Annotated in this window: 15 protein-coding genes; 11 read left to right on the top strand and 4 right to left on the bottom strand. The window is 65.5% G+C overall.

The window, feature by feature from the left end; genetic code table 11:
• The first annotated feature begins 1 nt into the window (after position 1).
• The 8 genes from RAD16_RS14005 (at position 2) to RAD16_RS13970 (ending at position 8,752) form a co-directional block, all read left to right on the top strand.
• Positions 2-1,654 carry an NAD-dependent malic enzyme gene (locus tag RAD16_RS14005; protein WP_458158463.1) on the top strand — a complete coding sequence of 551 codons (1,653 nt, stop codon included), beginning with the start codon at positions 2-4 and terminating at the stop codon, positions 1,652-1,654.
• A gap of 167 nt (positions 1,655-1,821) precedes the next feature.
• Positions 1,822-2,214, top strand: a complete 393-nt coding sequence (locus RAD16_RS14000) for a BlaI/MecI/CopY family transcriptional regulator (protein ID WP_458158462.1) — start codon at positions 1,822-1,824, stop codon at positions 2,212-2,214.
• Entirely contained in the window at positions 2,211-4,730 is a 2,520-nt protein-coding gene (locus tag RAD16_RS13995; RefSeq protein ID WP_458158461.1) for a M56 family metallopeptidase, read from the top strand. The genes RAD16_RS14000 and RAD16_RS13995 overlap by 4 nt, the downstream gene beginning before the upstream one ends.
• Before the next feature lie 167 nt (positions 4,731-4,897).
• The gene (locus RAD16_RS13990; protein ID WP_458158460.1) at positions 4,898-6,376 is read left to right on the top strand and encodes a DUF1800 domain-containing protein; all 1,479 of its coding nucleotides are present in this window, start codon (positions 4,898-4,900) and stop codon (positions 6,374-6,376) included.
• 2 nt (positions 6,377-6,378) lie between these two features.
• A complete protein-coding gene (locus RAD16_RS13985) occupies positions 6,379-7,629 on the top strand; it encodes a DUF1501 domain-containing protein (protein ID WP_458158459.1) in 1,251 nt (416 codons plus the stop codon).
• 30 nt (positions 7,630-7,659) lie between these two features.
• The gene (locus RAD16_RS13980; protein ID WP_458158458.1) at positions 7,660-7,827 is read left to right on the top strand and encodes a hypothetical protein; all 168 of its coding nucleotides are present in this window, start codon (positions 7,660-7,662) and stop codon (positions 7,825-7,827) included.
• Positions 7,828-7,978: 151 nt separating this feature from the next.
• Positions 7,979-8,494: a septal ring lytic transglycosylase RlpA family protein gene (locus RAD16_RS13975; RefSeq protein ID WP_458158457.1), complete on the top strand. Its 516-nt coding sequence runs from the start codon at positions 7,979-7,981 to the stop codon at positions 8,492-8,494.
• Positions 8,495-8,596: 102 nt separating this feature from the next.
• A complete protein-coding gene (locus RAD16_RS13970) occupies positions 8,597-8,752 on the top strand; it encodes a hypothetical protein (protein ID WP_458158456.1) in 156 nt (51 codons plus the stop codon).
• A gap of 33 nt (positions 8,753-8,785) precedes the next feature.
• Here the strand turns inward: RAD16_RS13970 and RAD16_RS13965 are convergent, their stop codons facing one another.
• From RAD16_RS13965 to RAD16_RS13955, 3 genes are all read right to left on the bottom strand, one after another.
• On the bottom strand, positions 8,786-9,085 hold the full coding sequence (locus RAD16_RS13965) for a hypothetical protein (protein WP_458158455.1): 300 nt from the start codon (positions 9,083-9,085) through the stop codon (positions 8,786-8,788).
• A gap of 126 nt (positions 9,086-9,211) precedes the next feature.
• Positions 9,212-9,484 carry a hypothetical protein gene (locus tag RAD16_RS13960; RefSeq protein ID WP_458158454.1) on the bottom strand — a complete coding sequence of 91 codons (273 nt, stop codon included), beginning with the start codon at positions 9,482-9,484 and terminating at the stop codon, positions 9,212-9,214.
• A 147-nt stretch (positions 9,485-9,631) separates the two neighbouring features.
• Entirely contained in the window at positions 9,632-12,322 is a 2,691-nt protein-coding gene (locus RAD16_RS13955; RefSeq protein WP_458158453.1) for a flavin-containing monooxygenase, read from the bottom strand.
• 262 nt (positions 12,323-12,584) lie between these two features.
• Between RAD16_RS13955 and RAD16_RS13950 the strand changes: the two genes are divergently transcribed.
• Complete coding sequence (locus RAD16_RS13950; protein ID WP_458158452.1) at positions 12,585-12,761, top strand: hypothetical protein; 177 nt, start codon at positions 12,585-12,587, stop codon at positions 12,759-12,761.
• 185 nt (positions 12,762-12,946) lie between these two features.
• Positions 12,947-14,410, top strand: a complete 1,464-nt coding sequence (locus tag RAD16_RS13945; RefSeq protein WP_458158451.1) for a carboxylesterase/lipase family protein — start codon at positions 12,947-12,949, stop codon at positions 14,408-14,410.
• Positions 14,411-14,431: 21 nt separating this feature from the next.
• Here RAD16_RS13945 and RAD16_RS13940 read toward each other — a convergent pair whose 3' ends face one another.
• Entirely contained in the window at positions 14,432-14,611 is a 180-nt protein-coding gene (locus tag RAD16_RS13940) for a hypothetical protein (protein WP_458158450.1), read from the bottom strand.
• A gap of 160 nt (positions 14,612-14,771) precedes the next feature.
• Here RAD16_RS13940 and RAD16_RS13935 point away from each other — a divergent pair, with 160 nt between their 5' ends.
• Positions 14,772-15,566 carry a DODA-type extradiol aromatic ring-opening family dioxygenase gene (locus tag RAD16_RS13935; protein WP_458158449.1) on the top strand — a complete coding sequence of 265 codons (795 nt, stop codon included), beginning with the start codon at positions 14,772-14,774 and terminating at the stop codon, positions 15,564-15,566.
• The last annotated feature ends 94 nt before the right edge of the window (positions 15,567-15,660 follow it).

The following is a 15,660-nucleotide window of genomic DNA, read 5'->3' as shown; positions in this document are numbered from 1 at the left end:
CGTGAATAGACCGGCTCGGGTCAGCGCCCATTCGACATCATCCGACACCACGCACGGCATGACGCTGCTGCGCGATCCCTTGCTCAACAAGGGCACCGCCTTCACGGAAGCGGAGCGCGATTCGCTCGGCCTGCGCGGCCTGCTGCCGCCTTGCGTGCTGACGATGGAGACCCAGGCCGAGCGCGTGCTGACCAATCTGCGCACGCTGCCGACGGACCTCGAGAAATACGTCGCGCTGAATGCGCTCCACGACCGCAACGAGGCGCTGTTCTTCCGCGTCGTGGTCGACAATATCGACGAGATCCAGCCGATCATCTACACGCCGACGGTCGGGCTCGCCTGCCAGAAATACGGCCTGATCTTCCAGCGGCCGCGCGGCATGTTCATCTCCTCGCGCGATCGCGGCCAGATCGCCGAGATTTTGAAGAACTGGCCTTATCCGGCCAAGCTGATCGTCGTCACCGACGGCGAGCGCATCCTCGGCCTCGGCGACCTCGGCGCCAACGGCATGGGCATTCCGGTCGGAAAGCTCTCGCTCTATTCGGCCTGCGCCGGCGTGCATCCCGAGCAATGCCTGCCTGTTGTGCTCGACGTCGGCACCAACAACGAAGAGCTCTTGAACGATCCCTATTATCTCGGCCTGCGCGAGCGGCGGCTCACCGGCGAGGCCTATGACAGCTTCGTCGACGAATTCATGACGGCTGCGCGAAAAACCTTTCCCGGTGTGCTGATCCAGTTCGAGGATTTTGCCAATCATTCGGCGTTCAAGCTGCTGCACAAATATCGCGACGAGGCCTGCGTCTTCAACGACGACATCCAGGGCACCGCCGCGGTGGCGCTCGCCGGCCTGTTCTCGGCCCTGCGCGTTAGCGGTGGCAAGCTGAAGGACCAGAAAATCCTGTTCCTTGGCGCTGGCGAGGCGGCAACCGGCATCGCCGATCTCGTGGTCTCCGCGATGATGGCGGAGGGTGTGTCGGAAGCGGACGCACTGCGGCGCAACTGGCTGGTGGATTCCCGCGGCCTCGTCGTCAGCGGCCGCGATGGCCTTCACGGCCACAAGCTCCGCTACGCCCATACGGACCAGGCGCCGATTTCCGACTTCCTCACCGCGATCAAGACGCTGAAGCCGACGGCGATCATCGGCGTTGCCGCGGTCGGCGGCGCCTTCACGCCCGACGTGCTCAAGACGATGGCCGAGCTCAATGAGCAGCCGATCGTGTTCGCGCTGTCCAACCCGACGTCGAAGGCCGAGTGTTCGGCGGAGGATGCCTATCGCTACACCGAGGGCCGTGCGCTGTTCGCCTGCGGCAGCCCGTATGATCCGGTGAAGCTCAGCGGCCGCACGTTCGTGCCGCGCCAGGGCAACAACTCCTACATCTTCCCGGGTGTCGGTCTCGGCGTCATCGCCAGCGGCTCGCGCCTCGTCACCGACGAGATGTTCATGGCGGCCGCCCATACCCTCGCCGATTGCGTCGGCAAAGAAGACCTCGCGCAGGGCAGCCTCTATCCGGCACTGCCGCGCATCCGCGAGGTTTCGGCCCGCATTGCGGCCGCCGTCGCGGATGTCGCCTATCAGCGCGGCCTCGCCGACGGACCCGCGCCCAACGACGTGAAGGGTCTGGTCCAGTCGCAGATGTACGAGCCGAATTACTGAGCAAGGCGGGTCCGGGACGGCCCCGGGCATGACGACCGTCTGAAGCCAACCGCGGTCAGGTCAGCAAGGCGATACCATGTCCAGTGGAATCGCCGTTGCGCGGCACTGGTGTATATGCGACGATCTGTAGCGTTACAAGAAAAAATCCAACCGTAAGGTAAGCCACCATGGACGATCGTTTGCCCGAACTGGGCGACCTCGAGCACGAGGTCATGCAATTGGTTTGGGCCCATGGTCCTGTGACGGCCGAGGTGGTTCGTGAGCGCTTGTCGCGACGTCTGAAGGAATCGACCGTCCGCACGGTGCTGCGCCGGCTCGAGGAAAAGGGCTATGCTAACCACACCGTGGACGGACGCACCTACGTTTACCAGGCTGCCGAACCCCGCGCGAAGGTCGCGGCCAAGGCGGTGCAGCGCATCGTCGACTGGTTCTGCAACGGCTCGATCGAGGAGGTCCTCGTCGGCATGGTGGACAATGCGATGCTCGACCAGCAGCAATTGCGCACGCTGGCCGACCAGGTGGCGAAGGCGAAGAAGGCGAGGGGAGTGAAGAAAGAATGATCGCAACTCTGGCGGAGGCGGCGCTGCGCTCCTTTGTGCTGGGAGGCGTCGTCTGGTTCGGTCTCACCCTGTTTCGCGTGCGTAACCCGCACGTCCACATGACGGCATGGGTCGTCGTGCTCGTAGCCTCGCTCGCGATGCCGTTCGTGATGCGTTGGCCGACGCTCACCATCGACCGGCTGCCTCTGTCCGTGCCTGTCACGGACGAGGCGCGGCAGGCCGATATCTCCTCGCTGGAGACGCCGCAGCCGGCATTGCCGATTCCGCCCGGCGCGGCCGTTGCGCCGCCGGTGAAAAGCGTCGTCTCGGTCAACTGGTGGCTGCTGGCCACCGTGGTCTATGCCAGTGTCGCCGGCCTGTTGCTGCTGCGGCTTGCGATCGGCCTCTGCCTGACCTGGCGGCTTGCGCGCGCCGCGAAGCCGATGAAGGGCGCGCAGACGATCGGTGCCGACGTGCGCGTCAGTCGCGATGTCGGCGGTCCCGTCACCTTCGGCTCGACGATTCTGGTGCCGCCGCAATTCGCCGGCTGGGACGCCAAGAAGCGTCTCGCGGTGCTCGCGCATGAGGGGGCCCATGTCGCCAACCGCGATTTCTATGTCCTCCTGGTCGCGGCATTCAACCGCGCGGTGTTCTGGTTCAGCCCGTTCTCGTGGTGGCAACTCGCGCGTCTTGCCGAGCTCGCCGAGATCATCAGCGACGCCCAGGCGATCGAGGTCATCGACGACCGGTTGTCCTACGCGGAAATCCTGCTCGACTTTGCAAGTAGCGTGAAGCCGCGCCCTGTGGAGCTTGCGATGGCGCGGGCTTCCACCGTGCGCGCCCGCGTCGAGCGCATCATCGCGGCTGCCTCAATTCCCGCTGCGGTCGGCTGGCGCAAGCGGCTGTGGATTGCGGCGGCGATCGTTCCGGTCGTGATCGTGTCCGCCGGCATGATCGCCTATCGCACGCCGGATCCCGCGACCGCCGTCGCCGACCTCGGCGAGGCACCGGCCCAGCATTACCGTCCCTTCGTCAATTTCTACGCCATGGGCCCGGCCTCGGTGTTCGCAATCTTCCGCGAGGGGGATGAGGTCTATGGCCAGCTCACCGGGCAGCGCAAATTGCGTCTGACGGTTGGCGGTGACGGTACCGCGTCCTATGCGTCTTCGTCCGGCGAGATCACGTTCCCGCTCGAGGCGGAGCGCCGCTCCGGCGGGCTGACGCTACGCATGAACGGCCGCGACATCCGCGCAGTCCGCGTTGCCGAGGTGCCGGTGGCGGCCACTGAACCCGCCTCGCTCGACCAGTATGTCGGCTGGTACAGGGTCGCGCCGAACCGCGTGCTCACCGTGCGCCGCGATGGGGATCGGCTGCAGGTGCAGGAAACCGTGCAGGGCCGGGCCGCGCTCCTCGCCGAGGGGGCCGACGTCTTCTCCATCCATGGCGACAATCTCCTGGTCTTCCTGCGCGACGAGCAGGCCAAGGTCTCGCGCGTGCTGGTCCAGAACGCCGTCTTCGGCGCCCGCATCGCACCGCGGATCGATGCGGCGCAGGCGCAGGCGATCGAGGCCGATTTCGCGCGCCGCGTGGCGGAAGTGCCGGACCGCTTCCGCGAGCAGGTTCCGGTCGCTGGCGGCAAGGAGATGATCCTGCGCGGGATCGAGGATATGCGTCGCGGCACGCCCAACTACGATCGGATGAGCGCGCCGCTGGCTGCCAAGATCCAACGTCTGCTCAATGAGACGCAGGCGACATTCGTCGCGCTCGGTGCGGTGGAATCGATCTTCTTCCGTGGCGTCGGCCCTGGTGGCTACGACATCTATGGCGCCAAGTTCGAGAACGGCACGGCGGAATTCCGCCTCCTGCTCGAACCCGACGGCAAGGTCGGCGACGTGATCTTCCGGGCCGACGGCAATGACGAACTCGGCGGTATCGTCTCCTGCGCAGAAGAGGCGAATGTGCCCGGCCGCGCCGGCACCTCGCCGATCCGGATCATGGTCTACAACGAGATGGCCGACGACATCCGCGTCTTCAATCTCGATGCCGACGGCAATCGCAAATCGCAGAGCGTGGTCAGGCCGAACATGAGCTGGGCCACCACGACCACCGTGAACAATCCCTGGGTGATTGCCGACAAGTCGGGGCGGTGCCTTGAAGTGTTGATGCCGGGCCGGCAGACGCGCTTTCACAATGTCGAGGCTTCGAACATCGGAGCAAAGCCGGGGCGCGCGGCGCGCCGCGCCATTCCGATCGCCAATGGCGAGGAGATGCTGCGCCACTACATCGAGGGCGTCGGCAAGGGGCAGCCCGATTACGAGCACATGACGCCGGAAGTCGCCGACATCACGCGCCAGCAACTCCCGTTCGACCAGGCGATCCTGTCGCGGCTCGGCGCGCTGCGTGCGGTCTCGTTCCGCGGCGTCACCGCGCTCGACAGCGACATCTACATCGCCCAGTTCGCCAACGGTTCGGCGGAATGGCGCATCGGTGTCAGGAACGGCACGATCACCAAGATCGCGCTCGGCCCCAACTTCTAGGATCATTGCGGCCGATCCGTCGCGTCGGATGGGCGGCCCATGCGTGCGGACGGGGATCCCTCAATCTCCGCTTGCCGAGGCATATTCTAGATGCTACGATTTGTAGCATTACGGGTCGTAGCCTCTAACGGCGCTGCCGGCGGGCACGACAGAATTGGGCGGTCGCCATGAACGATCCTGGAAAGGGCAATCCTGCAAAGGCCGAAGCTGTCTTGGCTCTTCATCGCTTCGGCATGGGGCCAAGGCCAGGATCGATCGCCGCTGTCGGCACCGACCCGCGCGGCGCGCTGATCGCCGAGCTCGACCGGCCGCTCACGCTGGCGGCCGCCGCCGGCCTTCCCGGCAGTGCAAAGGCTTTCCGAACAGTGGCCGATGCCAATGCGCGGCGGACTGCGCGCGCCAAGCAAGCGCAGCAGCAAGCCAAGAAGCAGCAGGTCGCGGCCGCGCAGGCCATGACAGAAGACCAAGCGCAAGGTCAGGGGCAGGCACAAGGTCAAGAGAAGGACGCCGCCGAGATGGCGGCGAAGCAGGCGGCTGACGCCGTTCCCGATCCCGGGCGTCCGATGTATCTGCAGGAAGCCAAGCTTCGCATGGAAGCCGCGCTTGCCGCCGACATCGGCTTTGCCGAGCGTCTGGTGTGGTTCTGGTCGAACCATTTCTGCATCTCGGCCAACAAGATCCAGAGCATGTCCGGCGCCTACGAGCGCGAAGCGGTTCGCGCCAACGCGCTCGGCCGCTTCGTCGATCTGCTGCAGGCGGTCGAAGGCCATCCGGCGATGCTGTTCTATCTCGACAATCTCGAATCGATGGGCGCGAATTCGATCGCAGGCATCAATCGCAGCCGCGGCCTCAACGAGAACATCGCGCGTGAGATCATGGAGCTGCACACGCTCGGTGTGCGCACCGGCTACACCCAGGATGACGTGATCAGCTTCGCCAATGTCATGACTGGCTGGACCCTGGTGCCGCCGGGTGCCGATCCACAGCATGGCGGCGAGTTCACCTTCAATCCGCGGCTGCACGAGCCCGGCGGACAGACCGTGCTCGGCAAGCGCTATGAGCAGGAGGATGTCGAGCAGGGCCGCGCGGTGCTGCGCGATCTCGCCGCGCATCCGGCGACCGCGACCCATGTCGCGACCAAGCTCGCGCGACACTTCGTGGCCGATGACCCGCCGCCGGCGCTGGTCGAGCAGATGGCGAAGACGTTTCGCGACACCGAAGGCGATCTCAAGCAGGTCGCGATCGCGATGGTGTCATCGGACGAGGCCTGGCGCGGACCGCCGACAAAGCTCAAGCGGCCCGGCGAATGGGTCGTCGGCATGGTACGGGCGACCGGCATCACGACCGTCGATCCCGTCCGCTACACCGGCGGCCAGGAGTTGCTCGGCGAGGCGCTGTGGCGTCCGTCCGCGCCGAAGGGCTATCCGGACGACGAGGCGAGCTGGATCGACGGTATCGGCCGGCGGCTCGACATCGCCAATTATTTCGCCGAGCGCATCACCGGCATGGCCGATCCGCAAGTCATCATCGAGGACGTCTTTGCGTCCGAGATCGCACCCGAGGTGAAGCAGGCCGTCAGCCGCGCCGAGAGCCGGCAGCAGGCGCTGGCGCTGCTGTTCATGTCGGCGGATTTTCAGAGGAGGTGAGCATGGGCGTTGTCAATCATTTGCCCACGCGGCGCGAGCTTCTGGTTGGCTCCGGTGCGCTGTTCGCATGGAGCCAGATGCCGCGGATCGCGCGCGCTGAAGGCCGCGATCCGCGCCTGCTCGTCGTCGTCCTGCGCGGCGCGCTCGACGGCCTCGGTGCTGTCGCGCCGGTCGGCGATCCCGACTGGATCTCGTTGCGCGGGGATCGCGCGTTGACGCTGGACGGCAAGCCGCCGGCGCTGCCGCTCGATGCGTTCTTCGCGCTCAATCCGGCGATGCCTAACCTGCATCGGCTCTACAAGACCGGCAAGGCCGCGATCGTCCATGCCGCAGCGACGCCCTATCGCGAGCGCTCGCATTTCGACGGGCAGGACGTGCTGGAGAGCGGGTTCACCAAACCCGGCGCGACCGCCTCGGGATGGCTCAACCGTGCGCTGCTTGCGATGGAATCCGGCGGTCGCGTCGATCCGCGCGGCAGCCGCGCGCTCGGTATCGGCTCGGTGACGCCGCTCGTGGTGCGCGGCTCGGCGCCGGTCATGACATGGGTGCCGCAGAAGCTCTTGCCCGCGAGCGAGGATACGCAGAGCCGCCTGCTCGATCTCTACCAGCACACCGATCCGAAGCTTGCGACCGTGCTGCAGGCGCGCATGAAGCTCGCCTCGCTCGGCGGTGCGCCCGGCGCCGGCGATCCGATGTCGGACGATCCGACGCTGGTGCCGCCGGGTGCGGCACGCGTGCGCGCCTATTTTGCCGAAGCTGCCGGCACCGCTGCGCGTTATCTTGCAAAGCACGACGGCCCGCGCGTCGGCGCGATGGGTTTCGTCGGCTGGGACACGCACATCGCCGAAGGCGCCGCTTCGGGGCAACTCTACAATCTGCTCGGCGCGCTCGACGGCGCCTTTGCCGCGATCGAGACCAACATGGGCGAAGCGTGGAGCGAGACCGTGGTCGCCGTCGTCACCGAGTTCGGCCGCACCGCGCGCATCAACGGCACGCAGGGCACCGATCATGGTACGGGCACGGTCGCCTTCCTCATCGGCGGCGGTCTCGCCGGTGGCCGCGTGATCGCGGACTGGCCGGGCCTGAAGCCGGCGCAGCTTCTCGAGGATCGCGATCTCAAGCCGACCACGGATTTGCGCGCCGTGCTGAAGGGGTTGCTCAGGGATCATCTGCGCGTGGATGAGAAGGTGCTGGCCGAGGCGGTGTTCCCGGGCAGCGCCGACGTCAAACCGCTGGGAGGCCTCGTCGGCTGACGATACGGCGCTCGCAACCGGACCGGGTTCATGATGTGCACACTGACGCAACGGGAGCTCGACTTTCTCGCCAGCCTGAAAACCGGCTGGCGAAGGCTCTATCGGCATGAGCTGATGCGGCTCCTGAAGGGTGACGCCGAGCCCGGCGAGGATCAACCAGGCGTGCGCCCGATCCTCTGGCGCGTCGTATCGGGCTGATTTTCCGCCGGACTGTCCCGATTCAGGACACCGACTGTGGTGGAATCGTCACAGCCGGCGCGAAACGGCCACGGCCTTAGGCCCGCTTTCCTTCCGACAAGGTTCTGCCCTCATTGCCCACCGAAACTTGGGGTTGTTCGGAGGGCGCATCATGTCTCGCATTGCAAGTGCCGAAACTGCCCGGATCTCCCTGGGAACCTCGAGCCGGTTGCTGCTCGCAATCGTCAGTGCCGCATCGCTCGCCGCGTGCGCGCAATCACCGGTCGGCCGCCAGAGGGCCGATCTCGGCACCAGCAGGCAGGCTGCGGTGGAGCGCGCCCACAGGGTCGCGGCGCTGCATCCACGGCCCATCAGCCGGGCACGCAGGCCCGACGGTGAGGCAAGGCAAACCGCCGCGCGTGGCGTCGCCAGCTTCTACTCGGACACCGAGACCGCGAGCGGCGAGAAGTTCGACAAGAACGAGTTGACCGCGGCGCATCCGACGCTGCCGTTCGGCACCAAGCTGCGTGTGACCGACGTCTCCTCCGGCCGCTTCGTCACCGTCAGGGTCAATGATCGCGGCCCCTTCGTTCGCGGGCGTGTCGTCGATATCTCGCCGTCCGCGGCCGAGGCACTCGGCATGGTCGACAAAGGCCTCGCCAATGTCCGGCTCGACGTCGTGCGATGAGCTCCGATTCGCCGATCTGAAGCGCCGCGCTTAACCGGCTGTTAGGCGCTTCTCAAGCACCATGGCTGCCCAAACAAATCGGGCTTTTGGGGAGGCGGACGCTTGAACACGATCCAGTATCTCGAAGATCAGGCTGCACGCGCCGAGCGCCTTGCCAAACGGATCACGGATACGCTGACGATCGAAAAGCTCCTGACCTTCGCCGGCGACCGCCGCCGCGAGATCGAGGTCATCGCCGGCAAATACCGGCGCGCATAGCAATTGGGACTGTATCAGACGCGCGTTGCGTGCTCAGCTGTGGCTCTCGACGAAGTCGCTGAGATAGTCGGGCAGGGTCACGCCATCGATGTCGCAGCGCGCCTGGATCTCGTCGGCGACATCGGTTGAGATGTCCTTCATCCAGTGCTCGAGCGTATTGAACGAGATCACCTTGATGGGATCGTTGAAGCAGCCGGCGACGAGCTCGCCGATGGTGGCTTCGAGATCGCTCCGCTCGATGCGGATTTCGGTCGCCTTGTCGAGGCGATCGATCACCACGAACAAGGTCTGGTCAGCGCCATAGGGCACGACCGGGGGTGCAGCTTCAAGCATCTTGGACACTCACGCTTTTAGCTTCCGATCCCCGTTAACGGGAAAAACCGGAGGAAGGTTCCTGCGGAAGTCCCAGGATGCAAGCGAGACGCGCCGCGTGCGTGCAATACCGGAATCGTCGTGCAGTCAGAGAAATTCTCTCAGCCGCGAAAGCTCGGTGACGTGCTCAGGCGAGAGGATATCCGTGACCAGCGGCGGCTGCGCGATCGTGTGGATCTCATAGAGATGCCTGCTCTTCGCCGGCTTGCCCATGAACGCCGAGATGCACTCATCGAGGGTGCCTTGGCTGACTTGATAGGCCTCCCTGTCCGGCCGGCGCTGGTTGGCAAGTGACGGCCATTTATGCAGCGCCGCAAGCGCGCCGAAATTGACCTTTGAGTCCGCGACTACATCCCGCATCACTCCACCTCACAAAAAAAGACCCCACGCAAAAAAGAACCCCAGCTCGCGGATTTGCGCGCCGGGGCTCATACCTATCGCTACATCTCAATGCCACGCCGCCTTAACGCAGTAGCCGGGAAAAGGTTCCCGGCTGCCTTGTGAAGATCAGCTCGCGGCCGCTGCGATCTTGTGCCCCGGACTAGCATGGCCGTGGCTCGTCTCATCGCCGCGGCTAACCTCCGGCGGAAGCCCGGCGAAGCGCCGCAACGCCTCGGCCATCTGCACCCGGCCCTGGACGCCGGTAATCACCACGTCCACCATCGCAAAGGACGAATGGAAATGGCCACGCGCCTTGAGCTGCTCGACCGGAACGCCGGCAGCCGCCATCGCGTCGGCATAGGCGATGCCCTCGTCGCGCAGCGGATCAAACTCGCAGGTGACGACGAAGGCGGGCGGTAGCCCTGCGACCTTGCCGCGGAGCGGCGAGACGCGCGGATCGGTTCGGTCGGCCGGCGAGCAGTAGAGGTCCCAGAACCAGTACATCAGCGATCGCGTCAGGAAGTAGCCGGTCGCATTGTCATTGTAGGAGGGCCGGTCGAAGGTGCAGTCGGTGACCGGGCACACCAGAAGCTGGCCGGCGATCTCCGGCCCGCCACGGTCGCGTGCGAGCTGGCAGGTGACGGCGGCGATGTTGCCGCCGGCGCTCCAGCCGGCAACCAGCACCGGGCCTGCCTTGCCGCCGAGCTCGGTGGCGTGCTCGGCGATCCAGCGCGCGGCCGCGTAGCCGTCTTCCGCCGCCGTCGGGAAGCGATGCTCGGGCGCGTGGCGATAGCCGACGCTGACGAACATCATGCCGGTCCGCCGCACCATGTCGCGGCAGAACGGCTCGTCCGACTGCTCGTCGCCGAGCACCCAGCCGCCGCCATGGAAATAGACCACGACCTGATGCGGCCCCGGGGACGCCGGCTTGTAGACGCGATAGGGCAGCGGCCCATTGGCGCCGGGCAAGGTGCCGTCGACGATCTCGCCGATCAGCCGTCCCGCGGGGCGGCCCTTGTTGAACTCGTTGACGAAGGCGCGCGCGCCGATCGCGCCCATCGACTCGATCGGTGGCAGGTTCAGCGAGGCCAGCAAATTCAGCACCAGCCGAACGTCCGGCTGCAGCTTCACCACCTCGCCGTCATTGCATTGCGCGGCGACGTTGGGGCCGGTCAGCTTGAAGCCGAGCATGCCGCGGCTGGTGATCTCGTCGCAGATGCTGCGATAGGGACCGACGCCGCCGGTGTAGGGCATCAGGCCCTGCACCTTGCCGGGCACGTTCGCGCCCGTGTACCAGGTGTTTGCGAGTCGGTGCAGCGTCACCATCGAGCAGTCGGCCATGTGCCGGCCCCAGCCGGCCTGCGCCGTCTCGGTCGGCTCCATCGTGGTGAAGCCGGCATCGCGCAATGCGGCCAGACGATCCACCACCCAGTCGACATGCTGCTCGATCGAGACCGCCATGTTCGACAGCACCGACGGGCTGCCGGGCCCCGTGATCATGAAGAAGTTCGGGAAGCCCTCGACCGTGAGACCGAGATAGCTCTGCGGTCCATGCGCCCAGACGTCGGTGAGCGACTTGCCGCCCCGTCCGGTGATCGGATGCACGGCGCGGATCGCGCCGGTCATGGCGTCGAAGCCGGTCGCGAACACGATGACGTCGACATCGACGTTGCGCTTGCCGGTGGTAATGCCGCTCGCGGTGATCGCCTTGATCGGCTCCTGGCGCAGATTGACCAGCGTGACATTCGGCCGGTTGTAGGTCGCGTAGTAATTGGTGTCGAGGCAGGGACGCTTGGCGCCGAACGGATGATCGTCCGGCATCAGTGCCGCTGCGGTCTCGGGGTCCTTGACGGCGGCGCGGATCTTTTCGCGGATCAGATCCTGGACAATCTTGTTGCCGTCGACATCGACGGCCTGGTCAGCCCAGAGCTGCGTCAGGATGTGGACGAGGTCGCCGGCGGCCCAGGCGCGCTCGAACCGCTCGCGACGCTCGGCGTCGCTGAGCTGCCAGCTCACGACGGTTTGCTGCGGATAGGGCACGCCGGTCATCGACTGGCGCGCTTGCTCGCGATAGGCGGCGCGATCGCTCTGGAAAAAGTCCATGCGATCGGCGGGCGAGGGGCCGTTATGTGCAGGCAGCGCGAAATTCGGCGTACGCTGGAACACGGTCAGGTGTGCTGCCTGTTCGGCGATCAGCGGGATCGACTGAATCGCCGACGAGCCGGTGCCGATCACGGCGACGCGCTTGCCCGCGAGGTTGACGCCGTCATGCGGCCAACGTCCGGTGAAATAGATCTCCCCCTTGAAGTCCTTGACGCCGTCGATCTCCGGCGGTTTCGGTGCGGAGAGGCAGCCTGTGGCCATGATGTAGTGGCGGGCGGAAACCGGCGCGCCGTTGTTGGTGGTGAGCTGCCAGCGTTCGGCCGTCTCGTCCCACTTGGCTTCGGTGACCTTGGTCCTGAAGCGGATGTCGCGGCGCAAATCATAGCGGTCGGCGACGAAGCCGAGATAACGCAGGATCTCGGGCTGGGTCGCGTATTTCTCCGACCAGGTCCAGAGCTTGTCGAGTTCCGGATCGAACGTGTAGCTGTAGTCGATAGTCTGAATATCGCAGCGCGCGCCGGGATAGCGGTTCCAGTACCAGGTGCCGCCGACATCGCCGGCTTCTTCGAGCGCGACTGCCGAGAGGCCTGCCTTGCGCAGGCGATGGAGAAGATAGAGGCCGGCAAATCCGGCGCCGACGACGGCGACGTCGACCTGTTGGGCTGTTCCACTCGCCGCCTTGGACTCACGTGCGGCGACCATTGCGTCTGGCATGGTATTCCTCCCGTGTATTTTGTTTTGCCGGCAGGCTAGCCCTGCAGGTTTGGTCTGTCATCAGGACAAGTGCAATCTTCGGTAGTCGTTTGCGGCGCAGTGGTGGCCGCGCGAAGATTGCGGCGATACACGCACCGCGATGCACAATCGCCGGGATTGTCCGGTCTAATCAGATCACATCCTTCTGTGTATGCTTGCGGTTACAAGCCACGCGTGCCGACCGGGCGTCATGACAGAGTTGAGTGAGCGAACCAGAGCCAACATGGACGTCGTCCTCGAGGAGACGTGCCGCCAATTGCCGCATGGCGGCGATCACGACAGCCGCAGGTTCATCGCCGAGCGCCTGATCGAGGCAGCGAAGGCGGGACACTCCACGCTCGGCGAGCTCGGCATCATCGCAAGGCGTGCGCTGGCGGAGATCCGCGCCAAGGGCGGTTAGCTGCCGTCGCGATCAAGCTGAACGTTTAGCCGCGGCGAAGGTGCACTCCCCGCCCCGCTCTTGCGGGGAGAGGGTTGGGGTGAGGGGCCTCTCTCCGCAAGCGGGGAGAGGTGAGACGCAGCTTGCCTCGCCCGTGGCCGTGGACATAACCTCACGGGAACCTTTCCGCGCATCGAGATCCCAAGATGCGGTCCGTGCTTGCGCTCATCGTGGTTGCCGCATTGCTCTGCCTCGCTGGCCCCGTTGTGGCCCAGCCGGTCGGGCAGTTTCCGTTCGCGCTGACGCGTGAAGGCCAGATGCTTGGTGCCGTCGAAGGCGAGGTGGCGTTCTTCAGGGGGCTTGCTTATGCCGCCCCGCCGACCGGCCCGCTACGCTGGCGGCCGCCGCAGGCAACGGTCGAGGAAAGCTCCGAGATGCGCACCGCCTTCGAGTACGGCGCAGCTTGTCTCCAGCCATCGCTTCGTGATGCGAGCGAGGATTGCCTCACGCTGAACGTGTTTCGTCCGTTCGGCGTCGACGGCCCGCTGCCTGTGATGGTGTTCATTCATGGCGGCGCCTTCGTCAGCGGCACCGCGAACGATCCGCTGTTCGATGGCGCGAGACTCGCGCAGGCCGGTCTCATCGTGGTCACCGTGAATTACCGCCTTGGTGCGCTCGGCTGGCTCACTCATCCTGCGCTGTCCGAAGGCGGCTCCGGAAATTACGGACTGATGGACCAGATCGCAGCGCTGCATTGGGTCCACGACAATATCGCGGCGTTCGGGGGCGATGCGAACAACGTCACATTGTTCGGCAGCGGCGCGGGCGCGACGTCGATTGCGTTGCTGATGCTGTGCCAGGAGGCACGCGGTCTGTTTCACAAGGCCATCTTGCAATCGGTGCCCGGTCGCATGCACCTGCGATCGCGGCAGGAGGCGGAGGCTGCGGGCCAGCAATTCGTGGCTGAACTCGGAGGTCCCGCGGATTTGCGCGCGGCCGAGCCCCGGCGTCTCTTGGCCGCCGAAAGGAAGCTGCGCGCGACATCACCGCATAGCTTTGCGCCGGTGATCGACGGACGCCTCGTGACGGAAGATATCGCTGCAGGCTTTGCGGCCCGACATGAAAGCCGGATTCCGCTGATCATCGGCTCCAACGATGACGAGACGGATTTCGACAGCGAGCCTGACATCGCGCAGGCGCTCGCATCGTCCGGTATCACCTTGGATGAATTGCGCAAGCTCTATCCTGATCTTGCCCAGGCTTCGGACCTTGCGGCGAGGTTCTATACCGACAAGGTGTTCTCCGAGCCGGCGAGGCTGCTCGCGCGTCTTCACGCCGCGACCGGTGCGCCGGTCTTCCGCTATCGCTTCGCCTATGTGCCGGAAGCCCGGCGCAGGACTCCGGAGGGCGGTCACGGACGCGAATTGCAGTTCATCTTCGGCGTGGAGGGCGTGCCCGGCGCGGGCATCTTCTCACGGCGCGATCGCGAGGTCGCAAGCCGCATGCGGTCCTACTGGATCAACTTCGCGAGGAGCGGCGATCCCAACGGTCCTGACCTGCCGCGCTGGGATGCGGCGGCAGGCGGCGACCGCCTGCTGCTGATGACGAACGAGCGCACCGCGAGCGGTGACGATCCCTTCGCGGAGCGTCTCGATAGGCTCGCGCGCTAGCGCGACGGCAGGAGATTGGATTTAGGCCGCGAGCTCGACGCGCGGGGCCGGCGTCAGCCGGTCTTCTTCCAGATAGTCCATCGCACCGTCCCTCTCGACGGCATAGAACTGCTGGCCTTCCTTCGACCGGTAGGCGGCACGGACAACGCCGCGGCGGCCCTTGTCACTGTTGACGACGTCCCCCAGCGCAAACTTCTTCATCTCACGTCCCGCTTGTCTTCAGGCCGACTCCTTCGGCCATGGGGCGATTGTGGGCGGCAAATCGTTAACGGGTTGCTAACCATACCGGTTTGCCTATGCTCGCCGCCGATCCCGCGCACGGCTACACGCGCATGTCGCCAACGAGACGAGCCCAGCATCCATGACGCGCTTTCCGACCCTGTTCCTGTCGCACGGTGGCGGCCCCTGGCCCTTCATGGAGGACAGAAGGGTGCAGTACGCCAAGACCGCCGAAGAGTTCGGCCGGCTGCCGCAGCTCCTGCCTGAAAGGCCGAAGGCGGTGCTCGTCATCACCGGACATTGGGAGGCGGATGCCTTCACCGTCTCGACCTCGGCGCATCCGCCGATGGTGTACGACTATTACGGTTTCCCCGAGCATACCTATCACCTCAAATATCCGGCGCCGGGCAAGCCCGAGCTCGCTGCGGACGTGAGGGCGCTGCTCAAGCACGCCGGCCTCGATTGCCGGGAGGATCCCAACCAGGGTTTCGATCACGGCACCTTCGTGCCGCTTGGCCTGATGTATCCGAATGCCGACATGCCGATCGTGCTGCTGTCACTGAAGTCGACTTACGATGCGGCCGAGCACGTCAAGGCCGGGCAGGCGATCGCCTCGCTGCGGGACGAAGGCGTCCTGATCGTCGGCAGCGGGCTCACCTATCACAACATGCGCGGCTTCAACCGGCCGGAGTCGAAGCCCGTGTCTTACGATTTCGAAGCCTATCTCAACGAAGCCATCAGCAATCCCGATGCGGCGCGCCGCAACGCGATGCTGGTCGACTGGGAGACCGCGCCAAGCGCGCGCCTGGCGCATCCGCGCGAGGATCATCTGCTGCCGCTGATGGTGGCGGCCGGGGCGGCTGGCCGCGACGTCGGCAAGCGAGTCTTCGTCGACGAGGTCGCGGGCGTTGCGATGGCGTCGTACATGTTTGGATGATGCCTCTGACATAAAACGACGAAAACAACCCCATGCACAGTAGAACGGCTGAGCAATTTGAATGGGTTAGCAGGGGCTTTTTTACCGGCCGGGT

The sequence above is a fragment of the Bradyrhizobium sp. 18BD genome (assembly GCF_054185225.1).
The sequence above is the reverse complement of the archived record's forward strand: the minus strand, read 5'-3'. Positions and strand labels throughout refer to the sequence as shown.